Annotated in this window: 25 protein-coding genes; 11 read left to right on the plus strand and 14 right to left on the minus strand. The window is 61.0% G+C overall.

All coding sequences use genetic code 11. The features are described 5' to 3' along the window. Positions 1-117: 117 nt before the first annotated feature. The 3 genes from hpnK to PQR40_RS38140 are packed head-to-tail and all read right to left on the minus strand — an operon-like array spanning position 118 to position 2,548. The gene (gene hpnK / locus PQR40_RS38130; RefSeq protein WP_408511192.1) at positions 118-942 is read right to left on the minus strand and encodes a hopanoid biosynthesis-associated protein HpnK; all 825 of its coding nucleotides are present in this window, start codon (positions 940-942) and stop codon (positions 118-120) included. Then, positions 932-2,194 (minus strand): bacteriohopanetetrol glucosamine biosynthesis glycosyltransferase HpnI, encoded by a 1,263-nt coding sequence (gene hpnI, locus PQR40_RS38135; RefSeq protein ID WP_408511193.1) that lies wholly within the window; start codon positions 2,192-2,194, stop codon positions 932-934. Before hpnI (PQR40_RS38135) ends, hpnK begins: the two co-directional genes overlap by 11 nt. A 12-nt stretch (positions 2,195-2,206) precedes the next feature. Continuing rightward, positions 2,207-2,548: a hypothetical protein gene (locus PQR40_RS38140; RefSeq protein WP_408241409.1), complete on the minus strand. Its 342-nt coding sequence runs from the start codon at positions 2,546-2,548 to the stop codon at positions 2,207-2,209. Between the two features lie 340 nt (positions 2,549-2,888). Between PQR40_RS38140 and PQR40_RS38145 the strand changes: the two genes are divergently transcribed. Beyond that, positions 2,889-3,548: a response regulator gene (locus tag PQR40_RS38145; protein WP_408241405.1), complete on the plus strand. Its 660-nt coding sequence runs from the start codon at positions 2,889-2,891 to the stop codon at positions 3,546-3,548. Next, entirely contained in the window at positions 3,545-4,948 is a 1,404-nt protein-coding gene (locus tag PQR40_RS38150) for an ATP-binding protein (protein WP_408241447.1), read from the plus strand. The genes PQR40_RS38145 and PQR40_RS38150 overlap by 4 nt, the downstream gene beginning before the upstream one ends. 73 nt (positions 4,949-5,021) lie before the next feature. Here PQR40_RS38150 and PQR40_RS38155 read toward each other — a convergent pair whose 3' ends face one another. From PQR40_RS38155 to PQR40_RS38170, 4 genes are all read right to left on the minus strand, one after another. After that, positions 5,022-6,053 carry a flippase-like domain-containing protein gene (locus PQR40_RS38155; protein ID WP_408241444.1) on the minus strand — a complete coding sequence of 344 codons (1,032 nt, stop codon included), beginning with the start codon at positions 6,051-6,053 and terminating at the stop codon, positions 5,022-5,024. An 80-nt stretch (positions 6,054-6,133) separates the two neighbouring features. Further along, the gene (gene hpnI, locus PQR40_RS38160; protein WP_408340866.1) at positions 6,134-7,318 is read right to left on the minus strand and encodes a bacteriohopanetetrol glucosamine biosynthesis glycosyltransferase HpnI; all 1,185 of its coding nucleotides are present in this window, start codon (positions 7,316-7,318) and stop codon (positions 6,134-6,136) included. Beyond that, on the minus strand, positions 7,315-8,736 hold the full coding sequence (gene hpnJ / locus PQR40_RS38165) for a hopanoid biosynthesis associated radical SAM protein HpnJ (RefSeq protein WP_408241399.1): 1,422 nt from the start codon (positions 8,734-8,736) through the stop codon (positions 7,315-7,317). Before hpnJ ends, hpnI (PQR40_RS38160) begins: the two co-directional genes overlap by 4 nt. Before the next feature lie 211 nt (positions 8,737-8,947). After that, positions 8,948-9,151, minus strand: coding sequence for a cold-shock protein (locus PQR40_RS38170; RefSeq protein WP_007181784.1), 204 nt, complete (start codon positions 9,149-9,151; stop codon positions 8,948-8,950). A 377-nt stretch (positions 9,152-9,528) separates the two neighbouring features. Between PQR40_RS38170 and PQR40_RS38175 the strand changes: the two genes are divergently transcribed. Beyond that, positions 9,529-10,974, plus strand: coding sequence for an NAD-dependent succinate-semialdehyde dehydrogenase (locus tag PQR40_RS38175; protein WP_408241396.1), 1,446 nt, complete (start codon positions 9,529-9,531; stop codon positions 10,972-10,974). A 207-nt stretch (positions 10,975-11,181) separates the two neighbouring features. Continuing rightward, positions 11,182-11,781, plus strand: a complete 600-nt coding sequence (locus PQR40_RS38180) for a GNAT family N-acetyltransferase (RefSeq protein WP_408389449.1) — start codon at positions 11,182-11,184, stop codon at positions 11,779-11,781. 59 nt (positions 11,782-11,840) lie between these two features. Here PQR40_RS38180 and kdgT read toward each other — a convergent pair whose 3' ends face one another. After that, the gene (kdgT, locus tag PQR40_RS38185; RefSeq protein WP_408340862.1) at positions 11,841-12,857 is read right to left on the minus strand and encodes a 2-keto-3-deoxygluconate transporter; all 1,017 of its coding nucleotides are present in this window, start codon (positions 12,855-12,857) and stop codon (positions 11,841-11,843) included. A gap of 304 nt (positions 12,858-13,161) precedes the next feature. Between kdgT and kduI the strand changes: the two genes are divergently transcribed. The 3 genes from kduI (at position 13,162) to kdgR (ending at position 15,922) form a co-directional block, all read left to right on the plus strand. Continuing rightward, entirely contained in the window at positions 13,162-13,998 is an 837-nt protein-coding gene (gene kduI / locus PQR40_RS38190; RefSeq protein WP_408340860.1) for a 5-dehydro-4-deoxy-D-glucuronate isomerase, read from the plus strand. 55 nt (positions 13,999-14,053) lie between these two features. Further along, positions 14,054-14,809 carry a 2-dehydro-3-deoxy-D-gluconate 5-dehydrogenase KduD gene (gene kduD, locus PQR40_RS38195; RefSeq protein WP_408340858.1) on the plus strand — a complete coding sequence of 252 codons (756 nt, stop codon included), beginning with the start codon at positions 14,054-14,056 and terminating at the stop codon, positions 14,807-14,809. A gap of 231 nt (positions 14,810-15,040) precedes the next feature. Next, the gene (gene kdgR / locus PQR40_RS38200) at positions 15,041-15,922 is read left to right on the plus strand and encodes a DNA-binding transcriptional regulator KdgR (protein WP_408241381.1); all 882 of its coding nucleotides are present in this window, start codon (positions 15,041-15,043) and stop codon (positions 15,920-15,922) included. Positions 15,923-16,075: 153 nt separating this feature from the next. Here kdgR and PQR40_RS38205 read toward each other — a convergent pair whose 3' ends face one another. Together PQR40_RS38205 and PQR40_RS38210 are read right to left on the minus strand one after the other, a co-directional pair. After that, positions 16,076-17,008, minus strand: coding sequence for a TauD/TfdA dioxygenase family protein (locus tag PQR40_RS38205; protein WP_408241378.1), 933 nt, complete (start codon positions 17,006-17,008; stop codon positions 16,076-16,078). 336 nt (positions 17,009-17,344) lie between these two features. Next, positions 17,345-17,899 carry a cytochrome b gene (locus PQR40_RS38210; RefSeq protein ID WP_408241375.1) on the minus strand — a complete coding sequence of 185 codons (555 nt, stop codon included), beginning with the start codon at positions 17,897-17,899 and terminating at the stop codon, positions 17,345-17,347. Positions 17,900-18,449: 550 nt separating this feature from the next. On the opposite strand from PQR40_RS38210, the gene PQR40_RS38215 reads away from it, so the two are divergent. From PQR40_RS38215 to PQR40_RS38225, 3 genes are all read left to right on the plus strand, one after another. Further along, a complete protein-coding gene (locus PQR40_RS38215) occupies positions 18,450-18,575 on the plus strand; it encodes a hypothetical protein (protein WP_408241372.1) in 126 nt (41 codons plus the stop codon). A gap of 53 nt (positions 18,576-18,628) precedes the next feature. Further along, a complete protein-coding gene (locus tag PQR40_RS38220) occupies positions 18,629-19,021 on the plus strand; it encodes a hypothetical protein (protein WP_408340854.1) in 393 nt (130 codons plus the stop codon). A 79-nt stretch (positions 19,022-19,100) separates the two neighbouring features. Further along, on the plus strand, positions 19,101-19,349 hold the full coding sequence (locus PQR40_RS38225; RefSeq protein WP_408241367.1) for a hypothetical protein: 249 nt from the start codon (positions 19,101-19,103) through the stop codon (positions 19,347-19,349). Positions 19,350-19,422: 73 nt separating this feature from the next. Here PQR40_RS38225 and PQR40_RS38230 read toward each other — a convergent pair whose 3' ends face one another. The 3 genes from PQR40_RS38230 to PQR40_RS38240 form a co-directional block, all read right to left on the minus strand. Beyond that, complete coding sequence (locus tag PQR40_RS38230) at positions 19,423-19,671, minus strand: hypothetical protein (protein ID WP_408241364.1); 249 nt, start codon at positions 19,669-19,671, stop codon at positions 19,423-19,425. A gap of 246 nt (positions 19,672-19,917) precedes the next feature. Continuing rightward, a complete protein-coding gene (locus PQR40_RS38235) occupies positions 19,918-21,090 on the minus strand; it encodes a 4-hydroxybenzoate 3-monooxygenase (protein WP_408511194.1) in 1,173 nt (390 codons plus the stop codon). A gap of 191 nt (positions 21,091-21,281) precedes the next feature. After that, positions 21,282-21,896 carry a TetR/AcrR family transcriptional regulator gene (locus PQR40_RS38240; protein ID WP_408241358.1) on the minus strand — a complete coding sequence of 205 codons (615 nt, stop codon included), beginning with the start codon at positions 21,894-21,896 and terminating at the stop codon, positions 21,282-21,284. Between the two features lie 280 nt (positions 21,897-22,176). On the opposite strand from PQR40_RS38240, the gene PQR40_RS38245 reads away from it, so the two are divergent. After that, a complete protein-coding gene (locus PQR40_RS38245) occupies positions 22,177-22,488 on the plus strand; it encodes a hypothetical protein (protein WP_408241355.1) in 312 nt (103 codons plus the stop codon). Between the two features lie 39 nt (positions 22,489-22,527). Here the strand turns inward: PQR40_RS38245 and PQR40_RS39120 are convergent. Further along, the coding region (locus PQR40_RS39120) for an ACT domain-containing protein (RefSeq protein ID WP_527250857.1) at positions 22,528-22,651 on the minus strand (124 nt) is incomplete at its 5' end.

Raw genomic sequence — 22,651 nt, forward strand, 5'->3', positions numbered from 1 at the left:
AGTGCCGCCCCGCACAGGGGCAAACGCTAATAGACCACTAAGTAATCAAGGAAAGGCCAACACCAAAAGCACACAGCAGCAGGCAAACAACCAAGCGCCGCGCAGGCAAAAAAACCATCACACTTCCAACACATCCCCAAACCCGCCCACCCGGGCACCCAACCCCCGAATCGCATCAGCGACCCTAGGCGACAAGAGCGCCTCCAGCTCCTCAGCATGCCGATAATCCCGCATCCCGTGACTCAAAACCCGATCCCCGGCAAAGGCAGGATGGCAATAAATCTCCCCCACTCCGTTGGGCAAATCGGCAAGCGCGGCGAGCCATGCCGCTTCATCCATCCGTCCACTATTAGCAATCCCAACAACATAATCGTTGTGCACAATCCCAGCCCGATCCAGCCTCGCCCGCACCCGTGAAATCCACGGCCGCAACCACAGCGGCGCGCTAGCCTCGAACGGCAATCGCATCGCCCGCATCCCATACTCACGGCCGATCTCCAGAATCAAACCCAGCACCGTCGGATGCAAATGAAAATGCTTGTGGGTGTTGACGTGATCGAGCGTCAACCCCGTCCTCGCAAAAGCCTCGAATTGCGCGCGAATCTCTCGCGCAAGCTGTTTGCGAACATGCGGCAAAAAGAAAAACCGTACCCCGTCCCGCACCATGTTGTCGCCAAAGCGGCCGTGCTCGTCAAGCAATGCGGCAATCCCGGCTCGCGGCGTAACCGCGTCGCCGTCGGCCAGCACGAGATGCAGGCCGACCCGCAACGCCGGGAGTGCGCGAGCCCGCGCCACGGCATCATCCGCGGCAGGCGCACCGATCATCAGGCTCGCAGCCGTCAGCACGCCATGCCGGTGCGCCTGCTCGACCGCCAGATTCACCCGTGGATGCAGGCCAAAATCGTCGGCGGTGACGATCAGCCCGCGTGGCTTAGCCGCCATCCGAAGTCTCCATGACATCCATCACACCCAACGTCGCACCCTGCGTAGTCGACGCGGAGGCTTCGACCGGCACGCGTGCGCCACGCCACACCACATGCGAGCCGAACGCGCCCGCGAGCCATTGGAATGCCAGCAAGGTATCGCGCAACGGCACAAGCGGCAAGTCGCGCCAGAATGTGCGTTCGTGACGCGCGGCACGCAGATGCAACAGCATGCGCGCGGCAAAACCGGCCGCCGTGCTGACCCCACTCGCCAGCACCGCCCACAGATGCACGCCGTCGAATGGACCGTGTGCGAGGCGGCCAGTGAGCCATGCGCCAATAAAGAACCACGGCATTGGGAACGTGATGAACAGAAATGCAAAGCCAAGCGGATTCACCGAGCGGATTGTGCGCAGCCAGCGCGTCTCGCGCTGCCACAGGGCGGAGAAAGTCGGCTCGATGACATCGGTGGCTACCATCACGCGCGAAAGTACCGTGCGAAGCCCGAGCGCGCGTACGTGTTCAGCGAGCCAGTAATCGTCCGCGAGACAGTTTTTCAGCGCGTCGAAACCGCCAATGCGCTCGAGCGTCGCGCGGCGCAAAGCTAGGGTCGCGCCGAAGCCGAAGCGGCGCGACCCCGCCGCATGCGCGACGCGTACCGACGGTGCAAACCACTCGTTGATGAATAGCGCACCGACCCGCGGCCAGAAGCCCCCAACGCCTTGCGCCACGTAGAGACAGGTCACCACTCCCACGCGCGGGTCGGCGAGCGGCGCCGCCACGGTGTCGAGATAATCGGCTTCGACTGCAATATCGCTATCCGCAATCACGATCACGTCATAACGCGCCCGCTCTGCCATGTTGATCAGATTGCTGACCTTGAGATTGCTGCCGTGCACGCGCGTATCGACCGCGAGCTCGATGTCGCGTGTCGGATAGGCGGCCTGCAAACGGCGCACTACGGCAATGGCGGGATCGTGCGGTGACGATACGCCGAGCACGAGCTGGAAATGCCCGTGGCGCTGATCGCAGAAGGTTCTGAGATTCTCGTAGAGACGCGGCTCGGCGCCGCACAGCGGCTTCAGCACGCTGACGCCGACATTCGCAAAAGGAGCCAGAGGATTGGACGCCCGCACGGCATCACTCGTGGTCCGCCCGCGGCGCACCGCGAAGAACGGCATGGCCACCGCCGCCAGCATCGCATAGAGCGAAGCCGAGACGCAGCCGAACAACAAAACCAATTGGCATGCCGTCATTGCGTGCGCTGCCATCGCCTGAGTCCGTTAGTGCCCGGCCAGCACAAACGGTCTGCCCGTGCAGCGCAGATGAAGAATGACGAACCAGCGCCGTGGACAATCCGCTTCAATCAGGATTGGCCGTCCGGCAGGCATTGCGTGACGGCCCTCAATGGCGAGGTCGAACGCGGCGTGCGCGAATTGGCGCATCACGATCACGCCACTCACGATCAGCGCGAGAGCAAGAAACCGGAACAATGTGGAGCTGAAAACCTGCTGGGAAACAGGCAAGACCAGCAGTGCCAGCAATGCTAGCACTTCGGTACCCATGGCCGTGATCGTAGCCGCCATTAGATGGGCTCGCAGCATGTCGACGGTGACTGGCTTCATGGCTTGGTCTCGTGACCTGAAGGAACGCACGGTGAAGTGCAGCGGCGCGATTCGCCGGCAAAACGTGGCGACAAAAGCACCGGCCGTACATTCCATCGATGTGCTTACGATTAAGTTGCGATGATCTGACAACACGACGTCGTTTCGCGTGCTCATGTCGGCCACGCGACAGTGATCTGTTGACGGTCGATAGTAGCGATTCAAGCTGAAGGAAACCTTAAGGAAGAAAGAGGTATAAAGCGTGTCATGAGCATGACCGTTACACTTCGGGCATACGGTCCGGTGTTTGCTTAAAATCTGTCACCGCCATGCAATAGACATCGAACGGAATTTCTCTCCCATGCGCGTACTCCTCGTAGAAGACGACGATCTGATCGGCTGCGGCATCGAAGCAGGACTGCGTCAAGCCGGTTTCACAGTCGATTGGGCACGCGACGGCCACAAGGCCAGTCTCGCTCTCGACACCACTGCCTATGCGCTGGTGCTGCTCGATCTCGGCTTACCCAGGGTATCGGGTATGGAACTGCTGAAACGGCTGCGCGACGCCGGCAAGGACGTGCCGGTGCTGGTGCTGACCGCCAAGGGCACGGTGGTGGACCGCGTCGACGGCCTGGAAGCCGGCGCCGACGACTACCTCGGCAAGCCCTTCGACCTGACCGAACTGATTGCCCGCTGCCGGGCCTTGCTGCGTCGCGCGCAAGGGCGCAGCGTCGAAGTGATCCGCTACCTGGATCTGACGGTCAACCCCACCGCGCAAACCGTCGAGGTCGGGAATGCACGCGTGCCCCTCACTTCGCGTGAATGGGCGATCCTGATGCAACTGCTGACCAACCAGGGCATTCCCCAGTCACGTTCGCAACTCGAAGAAAGTTTGTATGGATGGCAGGAAGAAATCGAAAGTAATGCGATCGAGGTGCACGTGTCCAATCTGCGCAAAAAACTCGGCGCCAAGCTGATCAGAACAGTGCGCAATATTGGCTACGTGATAGAGAAAACATAATGTCGGCATCAATACGCCGCCGCCTGATGCTGCTGGTCCTGACCAGCATCGTGCTGATCTGGGGTATCGCGCTGATATCGAGCTATCGTCAGGCCAAGCGCGAAGTCGGCGAATGGGAAGAGGCGCGCCTCGCGGAAATCGCGCAAATTCTCGCGCTGCTCGACGAACACAATCTGACCACACTGGCCAATGCGCGCATCGATTTACGCGAAGAAGAAGAAGGCGGCGAAGCCGGCGCGAACGACAGCGACGACGACGATTCCTTGCCGCGCGACGCGCTATTCCAGGTGCGCAGCGCAAACGGCGACGTGCTGGCGGGCAGCCCGCAATTGCGCGCGCTAAAAGCGTGGGACCTACCAGTGCCATCCGCAAGCGGCGCGCAAAACATGACGCTGGGCGGTCAGGAATGGCACACATTCACTTTGCGCGGCACCGCGCCCGGCAACACGGTGCGCGTGTTCGAACCGGCCAATACGCGCAGCGACCTGGTGAGCGGCGTCGCGAGCCGGATCGCTCGCCCGACGCTCATTGCACTGCCGGTGCTGGCGTTGCTGGTGTGGGTCAGCATCGGCTGGAGTCTGGCGCCGCTCAAAGTCCTCTCCGGCGCCATTCGCGCGCGGGACATCAACCGGCTGGAACCGGTCGACATCGGCCGGGCGCCGATCGAGGTGCGGCCGCTCGTCGACGCGATCAATCTGGTGCTGTCGCGCTTGCGACACTCCATCGAACGCGAACGTGCGTTTACCGCCGACGCCGCCCATGAACTGAAAACGCCGCTTGCCGCCATCAAGGTGCAGGCACAGGTTGCGCTGGCCGAACCGGATACGGCATTACAGCGGCTGGCGATGGAACGTGTGGTGCAAGGCGTCGATCGCAGCGCGCGACTTGCGGAGCAGTTGCTGTTGCTCGCGCGTCTGGACGTGCACGAAAAACTCTCCACCGCGCCACTCAGGCCCGCGGCGGTGGCAAAAAATGCGCTGCTTGCCAACGAACGCAATGCGCAGCAGAAGAACATTAGCGTGACACTCACCGGCGACACGCGCGCCGAGATCAATGCGGAGCCCGTACTAGTTGGCATCCTGCTCGACAATCTGCTCGATAACGCAATCAAGTACGGCCGCGATGGCGGCAACGTCGAAGTGGCGGTGCAATCTGAAGTCGGCCGGGTGCGGCTCACCGTGCGCGACGATGGCCCCGGCGTCGCGCCCAGCGATCTCGCGCGCCTCACGAACCGGTTTTTCCGCGCGACCGGCAATCACGCCACCGGCAGCGGGCTGGGACTCTCGATCGTCGCGCGGATCGCCGAACATTTCGGTGCCGAGCTGCATCTCGGAACGGGTATCGGCGAGCACGGCCTCGCGGTGGACGTGTCGTTTCCGGCTTATGCGGGAGAGGATTGAGGGTGTGTGCTGAACTGTCGACGAGGCCATCGCCAGATCTGTCGGACAAGCGAAGTATTTCACTCCTGCCGCACTAGCGCTGGCCTGCTTCACCCACGCCCGTCCGCCCTACCCGTTCCGACCGTTCCACACGTTTGGGCTCGCGATTCGAGGACTCGGCAAACTGCCATGCAATGAGTCCGGGAACGAAGATCAGTAGATCACGAATGCGCCGGGCACCGGCGAGCGCGAGGCAGATGGAAGGATCGAGACCAAACGCGCCGCCGATCAGAATGAAACCACCCTCCTGCACCCCCAGACCGCCCGGCACGAAAAAAGCCGCGCTGCTGATCGCCTGGATCAGTGATTCGATCACCACCGCTTCGACCAGCGTGACGTGAACGCCGAGAAAGTAGAGCGCGAGCCAGATCTCCAGCGATGTCAGGAAGCACTGGAGCGGTTGCCAGAAGAACAGATAGCGCAGCACCACACCGCGCCGGCGCCAGATCAGCTTGATGGCCTGATCGATCTGAGCCGATTGTCCGACGAGCGCGGCGAGCTTGCCGCTTGTCATACGATTCAGCGCGCGCGTGATGCGTTCAAACGGACTGGCATGCTGCACGAGCGCGAACAGCACCAGCAGCGGCGTCAGCACCACCACGCCCCACGCCAGTTGCCCGGCGAGCCGCAGCGTGTCGGAATGCGCATGTGCGAACAGAAAACCGATACCGACCATCGTGAACAGCAACTGGCTGATCACCGTGAGTTGCATATCGACGATGATGCTGCCGACCGCGGTAGACGGCCGCACGCCCCAGCGCTTGAGCATCCGGAACGACACCACCTCACCGCCAATACGCGCCACCGGCAACATGCTATTGACGGACTCGCGCACCCAGACCAGATGCAGCATATTGGCAATGCCCGGCCGGTTCGCGCCGCGAATCAGCGAGCGCCAGTCGCAGGCATTGGCGATCATCGGCAACACGTGCGCGATCGCGGCCAGCAAGAGGCCGGCACCCGCGGCGCGCAGTGCGTCGAGCACGGCGCCGGGATTGTCCTGCCAGACCAGCCACAATGACACCAGCAGGCCAGCAAGCGCCGCGACACGGCCGAGATGCTTCATCACGCGGCCACCCTTAGCCCGTGCTTCACATTCGCTGTATTGCCCTCGCTACGCTCCTGCAGATACCCACGCATCATTACTTACCCAGCTTGCTGTTCATCCGCCATTCCGTCCTGAGCTGCCGACAACAGGCCGTCGCCATCCACCTTGAAACTGAAACCGCGCCAGATCACGCGCGAGGACCAGAAGCTCGCCACGAAAATCGAAAACGATACGATATCCCATAACGGCAGCAGCCACAGGTCACGATGGGCCTGTTGCAACGCGCGATCGGACTGCAGTTTCAGCACGAGCCGGACGCATATCGCAACCAGCGCGAGCGGCCACGACCACAGTGCGCCGCCCGAAAAGGCGATGGCGAGCAGCGCAAAAGCGAGCGGATGAATCAACGCCGAGCCGAGATGGCCGAGCGGATCGATGCTGCGAATCGTCCGGCTCCAGCGCAGTTCGTGCGCGATCAGTTGCGTCGCGCTCGATTCCACGCAGGCATGCGAAATCGTGAACGGCGGAATCACCACCTTCTCGCCAATCATGCGCACGGCTTCGCCGATTGCATGATCCTCGGCCAGATGCTTCACGAACGGTGTGAACCCGCCAATTTTCTCGAGGGTATCGCGTCGCATCGCGATGGACTGTCCAAAGCAGGGACGCGCAAGACCGAGCGCGAGCCCCGTCACCACGCTGGGCAGGAATTGGTAGTTGGTGGCCTTGGCCGACATGCGCGGCCAGAAGCCGGGGTCGGGCGCACCGCGATACGCGCAGGTGACGAGACCGACGCCGGGTTTCTGCAATTCGCCAATCACATTGCGCAGATAATCCGGCCCAACGCTCACGTCGCTGTCGGCAAACACCAATATGTCGTGCTGGGCCTGCGGCAGCATATTGAGGATGTTGCTGATCTTGCGGTTCGGACCGTACAGGCGCGCATCGGCGACCACGGTGATGTCCGCTTCCGGATGCAGCCGCCGCAGATCGTCGACGGTTTGCAAGGCGGGGTCGGCCGAATCGTGCACGCCGAACAGGAATTGCACGGGGCCCGAATAGTCCTGCTGACAGAAGCTCGACAGATTGGCGAGCAGCGCCCACTCGTTGCCGTGTAACGGCTTGACGATCGTGACCGGTGGAAAACTGGTCGGTTGGGACACCGCTTTCGCGAAGAACCGGCCGATCAGCACACCCGCCAGCATCGTGTAGGCGATGCCGAAAACCGCACCCGCCGCACACGCATAGGCCAGCGTGACGGCGAGCAGATGCACGGCGCTCACGCTTCGTGAGCGCGCAGGAAACGGAAGAATTCGACGCCTTCGCGCAAGCGCCGTTTCATCATGTCCCAGCTCGTCAGCATCTCGCGCAAAATTTCCCAGATCTTCGACGGCCGGAAATAGAAGCGCTTATAGAAGTTTTCGAGCTGGTGGTAAATCTCGTCGCGCGACAGATGCGGATAGCCGATCGCCGCGAGCTGCACCCCTGACTTGCTGACGAGGTTGATGACCTTGTTCTCTTCCAGCCAACCGTTCTCCACCGCCTGGTTGTAGAGCGTCGTGCCGGGGTACGGCGCTGCGAGCGAAACCTGGATCGTATGCGGATTGATTTCCTTCGCATACTCGATGGTCTTCTGGATCGTGTCCTGCGTCTCGCCGGGCAAGCCGAGAATGAAGGTGCCGTGAATCTTGATGCCGAGCTTGCGGCAGTCTTCGCTGAAACGGCGCGCGATGTCGGTACGCAAACCCTTCTTGATGTTCAGCAGAATCTGGTCGTCGCCGGACTCGTAGCCGACCAGCAGCAGGCGCAGGCCATTTTCCTTCATGATCTTCAGCGTCGCGTACGGCACGTTCGCCTTCGCGTTGCATGACCACGTCACGCCCAATTGCCCGAGACCGCGGGCGATTTCCTCGACGCGCGGCTTGAAGTCGGTGAAGGTGTCGTCGTCGAACATGATCTCCTTCACTTCAGGCATGTTGTCGCGAATCCACTTCACTTCTTCGAGCACGTTCTCGGTCGAACGCGTGCGGTAGCGATGCCCGCCCACCGTTTGCGGCCACAGGCAGAACGTGCATTTCGAGCGGCAGCCGCGGCCCGTGTAAATTGACACGTACGGGTGCTTCAGATAGCCGATGAAATAGTTGTCGATCTTCAGATCGCGCTTGTACACCGGTGCCACGAACGGCAGTTCGTCCATGTTCTCCAGGATCGGGCGCGCTTCGTTGTGCTCGATCGAGCCGTCGCTGGCGCGATAGCTGAGACCTGTGATCCCGGCGAATGGCTTGCCTTCGGCGACTTCCTGGCAGGTGAAGTCGAATTCTTCACGGCAGACGAAATCGATCGCCTCGCTCGCGGTCAGCGAATTGTGCGGATCGACTGCGACCTTGGCGCCGACCATGCCGATCAGCACCGAAGGCTTGCGCTTCTTCAGGTCTTCGGCAAACAGGGCGTCGGTGGGAAAGGACGGTGTACTGGTGTGGATAATCACCAGGTCATATTGCTGCGCTATATCGAGCGATGCTTCGACGGACAGGCCATCGGCGGGGGCGTCGAGTACACGGCTGTCGGGGACAAGTGCCGCGGGCTGCGCGAGCCACGTCGGATACCAGAATGAGCGCACTTCACGCTTGGCCTGATAGCGCGAACCCGCGCCACCATCGAAGCCGTCGTACGACGGCGCCTGTAAGAACAGGGTTTTCATGAATGCTCCAGCAAGCCTTTGATCTGCGCTTTCAGTTTTCTGTCGGAAAACTATCGGAACTATTGCCCGTGGGGATACGGGCGTTCGCGCAAATACTACGGAGCAAAGCTGAAGGAAACCTTAAGAAAAAATACGCCTGGCCGGGTTGTTCTATGTACTTAATGCCGGGCTCCGGTCCGCACACCTTGCATGTGCGGACCGGCTGCTACGCTCACACCGGCTTGATATCCGCCGCCTGCTTGCCCTTCGGTCCCTGCTTGATTTCGAAGCTGACCTTCTGGTTTTCCTGCAGCGATTTGAAACCCTCGCTGCGAATTTCCGAGAAATGGGCAAACAGATCCTCGCCACCGTCATCCGGTGTGATAAAGCCAAAACCCTTTGCGTCATTGAACCACTTCACTGTACCGGTTGGCATGTCGATTCCTCGCTTGCACCTTGGTTGATTGGGTTGCATTCGCCGTCTTTCGCCTGCTGCTTTCGACCATTACCGCGAGTGCTGTTTTTACCCACTCGCGACGCGATCCGTGGCTGCCTGCTCGTGACAGTTCCTGCTACTGCTGCTTGACTTTACGCCAGTTTGCGCGGCGGCGCTCAGGCAGGTGTTTCTCCGCCGCGGCAACCGGAGTAGCAAAACCCATGCCGCGCAGCCCCCACGGGCGCACCGGCCGATGCGATTGCGCGCAATCAGATAAGATAATCGTTATCGGCAGTCCATTCCTCTGGCCGCGTGGGTTCAGCCCAATGCATCACAACCGCGCGACCTATCGTTTTCCCCACTTACAGGAACCCAGCATGGCTACCTCGAGCTATACCGATACGCGACTTCTGATTAACGGCGAGTGGTGCGACGCCGCCAGCGGCAAAACCATCGACGTCATCAATCCCGCCACGGGCAAGGCCATCGGCAAAGTGGCCCATGCCGGCATTGCCGATCTGGACCGGGCGCTGGCCGCCGCGCAGCGCGGCTTCGAAGCCTGGCGCAAGATTCCGGCCAACGAACGCGCAACCACCATGCGCAAGGCCGCCGCGCTGTTGCGCGAGCGCGCGTCGGACATCGCCCGCCTGATGACACAGGAACAGGGCAAGCCGTTCGCCGAGGCTCGCGTCGAAATGCTGTCCGCGGCGGACATCATCGAATGGTTCGCTGATGAGGGTCGCCGCGTCTACGGCCGGATCGTCCCCCCGCGCAATCTGGCGGCGCAGCAAACGGTGCTCAAGGAGCCGATCGGCCCGGTAGCGGCGTTCACGCCGTGGAATTTCCCGGTCAATCAGGTGGTGCGCAAGCTGAGCGCGGCGCTTGCATGCGGCTGCTCGTTCCTCGTAAAGGCGCCGGAAGAAACCCCGGCATCGCCGGCGGCGCTGCTGCAGGCGTTCGTCGAGGCGGGCGTGCCGGCCGGTACGGTCGGCCTCGTGTTCGGCGATCCGGCGGAGATTTCGAGCTACCTGATTCCGCACCCGGTGATCCGCAAGGTGACGTTCACCGGTTCGACGCCGGTTGGCAAGCAGTTGGCCGCGCTGGCTGGCGCGCACATGAAGCGCGCAACGATGGAATTGGGCGGTCATGCGCCTGTCATCGTGGCCGAAGATGCCGACGTGGAGTTGGCCATCAAGGCCGCGGGTGCCGCGAAGTTCCGCAATGCGGGCCAGGTCTGCATCTCGCCGACGCGCTTTCTGGTGCACAACAGCATCCGCGAAGAATTTGCCGCGGCGCTCGTCAAGCATGCTGAAGGCCTCAAGCTTGGCGACGGTCTGGCGGAAGGCACAACCATCGGGCCGCTCGCCAATGCGCGCCGTCTCACTGCAATGAGCAAGGTGCTCGACGACGCGCGCAAGACCGGCGCGAAGGTCGAGACCGGTGGCGAACGCGTGGGCTCGGAGGGTAACTTCTTCGCACCGACCGTGCTGACCAACGTGTCGCTCGAATCGGACGTGTTCAACAACGAGCCGTTCGGCCCGATCGCCGCGATCCGCGGTTTCGACACGCTCGAAGAAGCGATCGCCGAGGCGAACCGTCTGCCGTTTGGTCTCGCCGGTTATGCGTTCACGAAGTCGTTCCGCAACGTGCATCTGCTGTCGCAACAGATGGAAGTCGGCATGTTGTGGATCAACCAGCCTGCAACGCCCTGGCCGGAAATGCCGTTTGGCGGCGTGAAGGATTCGGGCTACGGTTCGGAAGGCGGCCCGGAAGCCATGGAAGGCTATCTGGTCACCAAGGCTGTTTCGGTGATGGCGGTTTAAGACGCCGAAGGCTGTAAAGCTTTAAGGGCGAGGTTTCCGGCTTCGTCTGTCTGTTCGATTGCTGTGCCAGGTCCGCGAACGCTCGTTCGCGGACTTTTTTATTGGAATTCGCCTGTCAAGTCGCCCGTTGATTCACGGCTCATTCGCTTCGTTCGGATCTTTCTTCGTTTTATGATGCGCAGTCATACAACGAAAATCTGCTTCATCATGAACGAAACCTCCGCTGACTCCATGCAACCCACGCTGACCGGGCAGACCGTTGAACTCCGGCCGCTTCAGCAGGAACACACGCAGGGTCTGCTCGACGCCGCCGCGGACGGCCAGTTGTGGAACATGACGCTGACTGTGGTGCCAGGACCTGAAACCATCGCCGGCTATATTGCAACCGCGCTCGACGGACGCGCGGCCGGTACTGTGATGCCCTTCGTGATCGTCAGGCGCGATACGGGGGCGATTGTCGGCAGCACGCGGTTCTGGAAGATCGATCGGAAGAACCGGAAGCTCGAAATCGGGCACACGTGGTTGGGCAAGTCAGTGCAGCGCTCGGCGGTGAATAGCGAGGCGAAGTACCTTCTGCTGGGTCATGCGTTCGAAGCGATGCAGTGCGTGCGCGTGCAATTCACCACGGACGAGCTCAACGAAAAATCGAGAGCGGCGATTCTGCGGATCGGTGCGAAACAGGAAGGGATTGTCCGGCACGAGCGGATCATGCCGGACGGGCGTAAGCGCAACTCGGTGCGCTTTAGCATCATCGATGAGGAATGGGCAGCGGTGAAGGCGATGCTGGAGGAAAAGCTGGGGCGGTGAGCCCCCGCCTCACGTTACCGACTTCACTTCCGCGTTCGGGCGCAAACCAGCCGCCCCGATCAAACGTGCACGTCCCGCTCACTCAGCGGCGGCTGCGTCGCCCCCGCGAGTTCCTCGCGCAACGCGTCGCGCGCATGATGCCGACGTACCCAAAGCGCGGTCAGAATCGGCACAAGAATCGCCGTCACGAGACAAGCCGTCGCCACCATCGCCGTCGCGGCCGGCACTAGCGGCTTGAAGCGCGGAATCATCTCGCCGATGATCGCAGGGTTCGCCACGGCCGCCCCTGCTGTCGACGAAGCCGCCAGCCCCGCCGCCCCATTACCGCCCGCGATCCAGCGGTCGGCGAGGATCAGCGGGATGCCCGTCACGACGATCACTCCGAGGCCCAGCACGATGCCCGGCAAGCCACTCGTGACGATCACGTTCAGGTCGATACCGTTACCGAGCGCAAAGCCGAAAAACGGAATCAGTGGATGCACGCAGCGGCCAAAGAATTCGCGCAGCTCGCTGTCGAGATTACCCAGCGCGAAGCCGATCAGGAATGGCAACACCGCGCCGACGAAAAGCCTCGGTTCGAAGAACGCGACGCCGGTCGCACCGAGAATGATCATGCTGACGAGCGGCCCCGATTCGATCGACATCAGGACGAATGCCCCCGCCTCTTCCTTGCTGCCATATTGCTGCATCACGGCCGCATAGAGACCGCCGTTGGTCATGTCCATCGACGTGGTGATCGCGAGCACCGAGAGCCCGGCGAACAGGCCCGCCTTGACGCCGTCGATCGGAATGAAGTGCGACGCGACTATGGTCGCGATCCACGCCACGATCATTTTGGTCACGAGCAGCGTGCCCGACTTGCGCAGCACTACGCCAGTCGCCCGCAGGTCGATCGTCGCGCCCATGCAGAAAAACCATACCGCCAGAATCGGCACGGTGCCGGTAATCAATCCATTCGTGAATGACCCGAGGTATTTCCCCCCGCCAGGCGCAAACGTGTGAACACAGGCGCCGAGCAGCAACGGCACCAGCATCAGCCCGCCAGGAATGCGGTCGATGGCCTTCTTGAGCTTCATGCCTCCTCCATGGACTTCGCGTCCAGTTGTCGGGTGGATCACCCGGGGTGATGTCCCGTTCTTACGCCGGGCGACTCCCTTTCGGCGCAATATAGCATCGCGTTAGGAACAACGTTCCGTTTTTGATAGACTTCCTGCTCATCGTTTACCCGCGTTCCGTGCAAAAGCTTTGTCACTCTCAATGTGGCATCGCAATATTTTCGGACCGACGTTCCAAATCATAAATTCTGCGCTAAAGTCGAGAGCAAACCGGCGCCCGCAATACGGAATGGCGCGGCGCCCAATCTGACCGGAGAAAAGAACAATGGAAGTGAGGCAGAGCATTAATAGCGAGTACGCGAAGACGCTGGATACCGCGGAACTGCGCAAGCAGTTTCTCGTCGAGCAGGTGTTCGAACGCGACGCGCTTCAACTCACCTACAGTCACATCGACCGCATTATCGTGGGTGGCGTGTGGCCGGCCACACGCGCGGTCGAGGTGCCCACCTCGCTTGGTAAGGCAATCGGTGTCGGCTATCTGCTGGAACGCCGTGAACTCGGCGCGATCAATATCGGCGGCGACGGCTGGGTCGACGTGGACGGCACGCGCTATACGGTGCGTAACGAAGAAGCGATCTACATCGGCAAAGGCAAGCAGGCCATCGCGTTCGGCAGCGACAACGCGGCGCGCCCCGCGAAGTTCTACCTGAACTGCGCACCCGCGCACGAGTCGCATCCCACCCGCACGATCTCGCTGGCGCAAGCGTCACCCGAAACGCTGGGCGACCCCGCTACGAGCAACCGCCGCACCATCTACAAGTTCATCGTCCCCGAAGTGCTACCCACCTGTCAGCTCTCAATGGGCATGACGAAGCTCGAGCCGGGCAACCTCTGGAACACGATGCCGTGCCACACGCACGAGCGCCGCATGGAGGTGTATTTCTATTTCAACGTCGCTGACGACGCGGCCGTCTTTCACATGATGGGTGAACCGAACGAAACGCGGCACATCCTCGTGCATAACGAACAGGCCGTAATCTCGCCAAGCTGGTCGATTCACTCGGGTGTCGGCACGCGTGCGTACACGTTCATCTGGGGCATGGTCGGCGAGAACCAGGTGTTCAGCGATATGGATCACATCGCAGTGCGCGACCTGCGTTGACGTGCAACACGCTGGCCACTCCGGCCACCTTCGGCATTCAAGGAGCCTACGCACCGTGAACACCTTCGATCTGACCGGCAAGGTCGCTATCGTCACCGGCAGCAACACGGGCCTCGGCGCCGGCATGGCGATGGCACTCGCAACGGCCGGCTGCGACATCGTCGGCGTGAGCCGCGCCGGCGCCGGCGATACGCCCGCGAGCGTCACGGCGACCGGCCGGCGCTTTGCCGATGTGCGCGCCGACCTCGCGTCGATCGCCCCCGTCAACGACATCGTGCGCGCCGCTGTCGAAGCATTTGGTCATGTCGACGTGCTGGTGAACAATGCGGGCATCATCCGCCGCGAGGACGCGCTCGACTTCAGCGAAGACGACTGGGACGCCGTGATGGACGTCAACCTGAAGAGCGCGTTCTTTCTTTCGCAAGCCGTGGCGCGGCAGTTCGTGAAGCAGCAAAGCGGCGGCAAGATCATCAACGTCGCGTCGATGCTGTCGTTTCAGGGCGGCATACGTGTGGCGTCCTATACGGCGTCGAAAAGCGGCGTGCTGGGTCTTACGCGGCTGCTCGCGAATGAATGGGCCGAGCACGGTATCAACGTGAACGCGATCGCGCCAGGCTACATGGCGACCGCGAACACGGCGGCGCTGCGCGGCGATACGCAGCGAAACGGGGAAATCGTCGGACGCATTCCGGCCGGCCGCTGGGGCACGCCGGAAGATCTTGCAGGACCGGTCGTGTTCCTTGCGTCATCCGCGTCGGACTACGTGCACGGCCATACGCTCGCGGTGGACGGCGGGTGGCTGGCGCGCTAGCGTGGCCGCAGCAGAAGTCACGTGAGCCGCGGGACGCGGTATGCTTTCGGCGCCGGGGCTCAGTCGGCATCGAGCAGTGGTCGAGCGGTGGTCGAGCGGTGGTCGAGCGGTGGTCGAGCGGTGGTCGAGCGGTGGTCGAGCGGTGGTCGAGCGGTGGTCGAGCGGTGGTCGAGCGGTGGTCGAGCGGTGGTCAGATTGTGATCGGGTTGGCATCAACAGGGAATGAGGGAAATGGCAGCAATGGACAAGCAGCGCAAGGACGACGACGTCGCACCCATACAGGAAGCGGACAGCACGTGCGGCACGGCCAATGACAGAGGCGAGTCGGCTTCATCGATCGGCAGGGTCTTCGCGATTCTCGGTGCGATCGGCGACAGCGGACAGATCGGCATCAGCGAATTGTCGCAGCGGCTCGGCATGTCGAAGACCACCGTGCACCGCGTGATCCAGACGCTGAAAGCACTCGGCTATGTGACGCAGGAAATCGAAACCGAGCGCTACCGGTTGACGATCCGCCTGTTCGAACTCGGTGCGAAGGCGCTGGAGAGTGTCGACCTGGTGCGCGAGGCCGACATCGAGATGTGCCGCATCGGCCAGGCCACCCGCGAGGCGATTCACCTCGGCGCGTTCGACGAAGACGCCATCATCTACATCCACAAGATCGACGCCGATTACGGGCTGCGGATGCAGTCGCGGATCGGCCGCCGCAATCCTTTACATAGCACGGCGATCGGCAAGGTACTACTCGCGTGGATGGATCCGGCCGAAGCGCGCGAAGTACTCTCGCACGTGGAATTTCGCAAGTCGACACAAAAGACGCTCGCCTCCGCCGAAGCCGTCCTGAGCATCCTGCCGCACGTGCGCGAGCAAGGCTACGGCGAGGACAACGAGGAACAGGAAGAAGGATTGCGGTGTCTCGCGGTGCCGGTATTCGACCGCTTCGGCCGGGTGATCGCCGGTCTGTCAATTTCGTTTCCGACGATGCGCTGTGGTGCCGACACGAAATCGCACTACGTCGCGCTACTCAAGCAATCGGGGCTCGCGATCTCGACGCGGCTCGGCTATCGTGAAGCGACGGCGCCGGAGCATGTACCCGTCGAGGGGCTGAGCTAAAAACAAGAAACGCCGCAAAAGCGCCTCAATCAGGCACTCATCACCCTCGCAAGGACACCGACACGGCGTGCTATTCGCTATGCCGTCGGCGAGCACCTTCCGCCAACCCAGACCGCGCTGCGTGGCGCCAGCGGTCCAGGTGGCCCGCGTAGTTCAAGCGGCCTTCGCAGCCGGATTCGGTTCGACACTGCGCGTAAAACTACGGCGGCCGTCGACGCTGACCGGCACGTCGCCCTTCAGCGTCACGCGACGCACCACGCGGTGAGCGTCGCCGTAGTCGTTGACGGCGTAGTGCTGGGTCGCGCGATTGTCCCAGATCGCGACGTCGCCCGCCTGCCAGCGCCAGCGCACGATGTTCTCGAGGCGCGTCACATAGGCCTGTAGCAGTTCCAGCACGTGCGCGGACGCACTCGGTGTGAGGCCGACGAAGCTCTTCACGAAATGACCGAGAATCAGCGTCTTTTCACCCGATTCCGGATGGATGCGCACCACCGGATGTTCAGTCTCATAGCGTGTCGACACGAACACTTCGCGGTAGCGTTTGAGTGCTTCGGCGTCACGTCCGCGCTCGCCGACGTTGGCGTAGTTCGCGTAGTCGTATTCGTTGCTATGCACAGCCCACAGTTGTTCGGCGAGCGCTTTGAGCGGCGGCGGCAGATCCTCGTAAGCGGTGGCGGTGTTGGCCCATACCGTGTCGCCACCCACGTCCGGAATCGTCACGCCGCGCAGGATCGACGCTTGCGGATACGCGTCGACGAACGTCACGTCCGTGTGCCACGAGTTTGCGCGGCCACCGCGATGCGAATCGAGTTCGAGCAGGTAGTCGGTACCGTCGACCACCGGCACCGTGGGATGCGAAACCGGTTCACCAAGCAGTTTGGCGAAGGCTTCCTGATCGGCATCCTCCAGGTGTGTCTGGCCGCGGAAAAAAATCACCTTGTGACGCACCAGCGCCGCGCGAATCGCTTCGACTGTTGTGGATTCGAGCTGGCCCGACAGGCGTACGCCGCGAATTTCCGCGCCGATGCGGCCGGTGACAGGATGAATGTCCAGTGCGTTGGACGTCGCGAGACTGAGATTCGACATGCGATGCAACTCCTAAGTCTGAGGACGAGACAGGTCAGCGCGCCACGCGGCGCGCAGGGCGAAAATCTTTAGCTGAAGGTAGCGACGGCGCGAATCGGCTGAGCGCGGATCAGATCTTCTGATCTAACCAGCGTTAGCGACGCGCGTAAAACACTTGTTTTTCATGTGCTTATCACGCACGCGGGCATGACCATCGCGCGCGGATGCAATGGCGTCGAAATCGCCATGATCCAGGCATCGGGGAAGAATATCGACGGACTCGCTGCCGCCCCAGGAATACGGGCGGCAGGCGATTAACAGACGGACAGTAACAAACGGCTAACGCACGCTAACGGGTCACGGCAGCATCCGCTGCAATGTCTGATCCTTGAGCACGAAGCGATGAAACAACGCGGCCGCGATATGCAACGCGATCAGCGCGAACAACACCCAGGCCAGATAGCCATGGATATCGCCCATTTCATGCCCCACTGACGAGCCGACCGTCGAGATGCTGGGGTACGGCAATACACCGAGCAGTTTGACGGACCATCCGCGCGAAGACGCATTGGCCCAGCCGAGCAAGGGTACCGCCACCAGCACGACATAAAGAAGGCCGTGCGTGATGTGCGAAACGACACTGAAAAAAGGCGAAAGCGATGCAGGTGCGGGCGTGTGCGTAAGACGCCAGACGATTCTCACCACCACCGCTGCAATCAGCGTTGCTCCCACGCCGAGATGCCATGCGATCAGACCATCAGGCCGCGTACCTTTATGAATGTCAGGCATGGTCCAACCGATCACGAACTGCGCAGCAATCAATAAGACCACCAGCCAGTGAAGGAATCTGGCTACGCCATCGTAGCCAGACGCGTAGCGTGAGAAATTGGCCCGGTCGGATCGCATGATCATAAGAATGTTTAACCGCAGTTAAGCCTTGGAGGGAGCGCGCTCATTTGCGCCGAGGGTACACACATGCTGAGCATACCGACGCAGCATGCTACGGATCAAATCTTAAGAAAAGCTGATGCCGCGTCTGACAATCTCTTTCGGGCCCATGTGGCGGAAATGCATCCGCAAAGCACCGACGACTGCGTATAAAGTGCGATCGGCGATCCATGAGGCCGGATCTCATCCTAAGTCTGCAACTGAATGTATCCGTCTGGCATACACACAGAAATATGTCACACCGTGCATATTCGAGTTGTTCATACGTATGCGCATCAACCTGCCCAAACGCGCCGGATGCATGAAGGCACAACATTTTTCATAGCGCGCTCAACGGGTTGGCCGCCAACTTCTCATCGGCAGAAGGGCTAATCGCCGCGCTGCAACGTGTCCCCGCACTGTGTCATGCACCCCGCCGACATGCGAAGGAATCGACACGTCCTGTTACACACGAACACACCGGTAATTCAGCCGCTCAGTAGAGTTCAATCACACATAAAAAAGGGGCAACGTCATGAAACGAATTTTCGCGCTGGTTCTTTTGGCTATCTCCCTCGGGAGTGCATTGGGCGGCTGCATCGTCGTACCAGAGGGCGGCTATCACGATCATGACCACTACCACGATCACGACCATTATTAAGCGTTGCGCGAGCAGCGCTCTCCACTCTCAATCGTAAAATCCGAGAATAAAACATGAATAGTTCACGAAGCCACTGGCTGTCCTTGGCGATCGTTGCAGGCTTGGGGATTGGTGCATCGTCAGTTGCGCTGGCACACGTCGATGTGGGCGTGAACATCGGCATTCCGGGCGTGGCCTATGCGCCTGCGCCGGTCTATGCTCCGCCGCCACCTGTCTACGCTCCGCCACCGCCGGTGGTCGTGGTGAGTCCAGGCTGGTATGGCGATCGCTATTACGACGGCCACCGCTACTGGCAACGGCGCGAGTGGGAAGAACACCATCACGATCGCGAATGGCATGATGCGCGCGGCTATCGCGACGGCCCGCGCGGTGACTGGCACGACCACGGCGGCGATCATGGTGATTGGCACGGCCATGGCGATGATCACGGCCGGGGCGATCATTAATGCATGGGCCGTGACGGCGTCACTGACGCGACCGGCCCGCGCGGGTGGCTCGCCCCACATCATTTGCAGGAGCGACGATTTGGTACGCAACGATCCACGGCGTGTAACGGCGCAAATCGACGGCGCGGTCATTTCCGCCGAATACAGCGAACAGACCGGCCAATTGTGTTTGCGTCAGGACGGCACCGTGCTTCGCGAATGGTTTCCACCTCACTCGTGGATTGCGATCGCGTCGGTCGCCGGCGCGCGGCATTGGGGCACGCGGCCTACTGACGAGGACCTTCGGGCTTTGTTGCGCAACGAGATGACATTATTGCGCACGCCATAACCGTATGACGAGCGTAAAGAACACGGGATAAAAGCCGCTGGTCTTGCGATGATCCGTGTACTTCGTATTGCTCTTAACGTGCGTTATAGATCGGCGGCGAATACGAGCTTACCGCTGTGTCACTGCCGCGACCTGCTTGCCACGTGCCGCGGCTGCCCGAACCATAACCGCTGGTATCGGCCTGGGCCGCGCCCTGTTGCCTGGAAACTTGCGCTTGCGTGCCCTGCGTGTTTTGCGGAGCCGGCTGATTCGATTGCGCAAACGAAGCGATCGGGGCGCTAAGAACAACAGCAATAGCAACAGCTTTGATGAGCGATTTCATGAAACCACCTCCAGAGATTGTCTTACACGCGCTGCAAATATGACGTGTTGTGCAGTCGATGAAGACAGTCTAGGTGTGGATCAGACGCGGATAAATCCTCCAATCCCGAATTCACTGTTGCTTTTGGCACGACAATGGCGAACGGCCGCCCATCAAGGGTTTGCCGATGCGAACCGGGTGCCGCGTCAGGATTTTTTACTTAACCCGGCACCTCCGCTTCACATCTCGCGCCCTGCCCGCTCATTCTTATACCGCGGCGACGCCCACATAGTTCTCCGCCATCGCGGTAGCCGCCGCACGCGACGTGGTCACGTATTCGAGTTCGGCTACCTGCAGTTGTTGCTCGAACGGCGATGCACCTTCAATGCGGTGCATCATGCTCGTCATCCAGTAAGAAAAATGCTCCGCACGCCAGACGCGTTTGAGCGCGGTCTCGCTGTAGCTGTCGAGCAGATCGGTACGGTTTTCGACGTAAAAAGCATTCAGCGCCCCGGTCAGCACACGTACGTCGGCAACCGCGAGATTCATGCCCTTGGCGCCGGTGGGCGGCACGATATGCGCGGCGTCGCCGGCAAGAAAGAGGCGGCCATGCTGCATGGTGGCCGACACGAAACTGCGCATGCCGACAATATTCTTCTGGAAAATTTTTCCATCCACGATTTTCTGGCCGTCGTGCGAATCGACACGTGCGTGCAGTTCGGCCCAGATCCGGTCGTCCGACCAATTTTCGACGGAATCCTTAGGATTACATTGGAAATACATACGCTGCACATTCGGTGAGCGCGTGCTGATCAGCGCGAAACCGCGATCGTGCCGCGCGTAGATCAATTCATCCGACGACGGCGGCCCTTCGCACAAAATGCCGAACCAGCCAAACGGATAGACGCGTTCGAAGTCCTTGCGCAGCGCCTGCGGAATCGACGCACGTGAGACGCCTTGCGAACCGTCACAACCGATCACAAAGTCGCATTGCAATTCACATGCTTCGCCTTCGTGACGATAGCGAATCGACGGTTTATCAGTATCGATACCGTGCAGCGATGTGTCCGTCACGCCGAAACGCAAGGCGCCGTTGGCAGCTATGCGCGCGGCGACCAGGTCCTTGATGACTTCGTGCTGCGCGTAGACCGTGATCGAATGGCCAGTGAGTCCGGTGAGATCGATACGGCGCCGCTTGCCTTCAAAAGCCAGTTCGAAGCCGTGATGCAGCGCGCCTTCGGCCTTCATGCGCGCGCCGACACCGGCCTCGGTGAGCAGGTCCATCGTGCCCTGTTCGAGCACGCCGGCGCGGATGGTGGATTCGATCTGCTCGCGAGTACGCGATTCGAGCACGACGGAGTCGATACCGCGCAGGTGAAGAAGATGGGAAAGAAGCAGGCCCGCAGGCCCGGCACCGATGATGCCAACTTGAGTGCGCATGAGTTGTCTCCTGAATGCGTTTGATTTGCACGCAGTTTGACAATCACACCCTGTATCGCGCAACGCGATATCACGGATATGCATTATCTTGTTTTGAGATAATTGACGTGCCGGTTCGAACGGATTGGGTACACGTAAATGCGCCTCACCGTTGCCCAGACGGCACGTGCGCTCATTCGACTGATAGCCGATCAGTCCGTATCGTTTTGCGCGGCCTCGAGGTAAACCCTAACCAGTTTACGGATCTCGGCAAGCAACTTCCGGCGCGCTGCGGGCTTCTCCTCGCCCGCCCCTGCGACTGCTTTGAGCACATGCAGAAGCACCACCGCCATCGTCTCCGACTGCGCTTTCGCCAGATGAGGAATCGCGTTGCGCAAAATCGTGGCGATGCCGCCGCGCATTGTTTCGCGAAAACGTGCGCGTCGTTCGTCGCTGCCACCGCGCGCGTCCACAAGTGCAACGGCCAAACTGCGTTGCGAATGCAGCGACGCCATGAAATCGACGAATGCGTCGGCGAGTTGATGAGGCGTCATCGCCGGTGCCTGGTCGGCGAGCGTGGCAAAGCCACTCGTCGTGTGCTGCACATAGCGCGAAAGCAACGCATCCGCCAAGGATTCCTTGGATGGGAAAAACCGGTACAGCGAGCCGATCGCCGTGCTCGAGCGCGCGGCGATCTCGGTCATGGTGGCCGCGTCGTAGCCCTTTTCGGTAAACACCGCCACACCCGCTTCCATGATCGCCGCGACCCGCAGATGCCCCCGTTGCCGTTTCGGTTCCTGCGCGCCGCTAGAAAGTGTTGTTGCCATATCGGAGAATTTTAACTGTCTTTTTTTGCGAGGTTGGCCTCGCATAGTGCATGCGGATTCCAGCATGCATGTTAACTCCACAACTGGCAGCGGCCAAGGCTACTGGCGATGCGCGTACGTTGTTGTTCACAATACGAAGTCCGGACTGGACCGGTTTGACTTATGCGAGGACATCCTCTACTATCTTTTGCGAGGATACCCTCGCAAAAGTACGACATCACCCGCACGACATGATCGATGCGGCCCGATCGCGTTTTTCGCTAACCAAACAAACCATTCCATGAGCTATCTCGCCCTGTTTTTCTCCGGCGCGTTCCTGTGCAATTGCGTCCCGCACCTCGCGAGCGGCCTGCGCGGCGAGCCGTTTCCAACACCCTTTGCGAAACCCCATGGCGTCGGCAATTCGTCGGCGCTAGTCAATGTGCTGTGGGGTTATTCCAATCTGCTCGCCGGCCTCTACCTGCTCACGCGGCAGCCTGTCACGATCGGCGTGAATGCAAACTGCCTCACCGTGCTTGCCGGCGTGCTGGTGTTGGGTACGTTTTCGGCGGTGCATTTCGGCAAAGTCTGGCAAGGTAAGCACGCGCGCTAATACAGTCGTTGGAGCCCGCCCACAACGCAATTCGCTCTGTTACGCAAGGAACAGGCGATAAACAGGATTCTGCGTTTCTTCCCAGTACGGATAACCCAGCGTTGTGAGAAAGCGCTCGAACCCGCTGTTCTCACTCTCCGGCACCTGAATGCCGACCAGAATC

The sequence above is a fragment of the Paraburkholderia sediminicola genome, assembly GCF_046026855.1.
Classification (GTDB): Bacteria; Pseudomonadota; Gammaproteobacteria; order Burkholderiales; family Burkholderiaceae; genus Paraburkholderia; species Paraburkholderia sediminicola_A.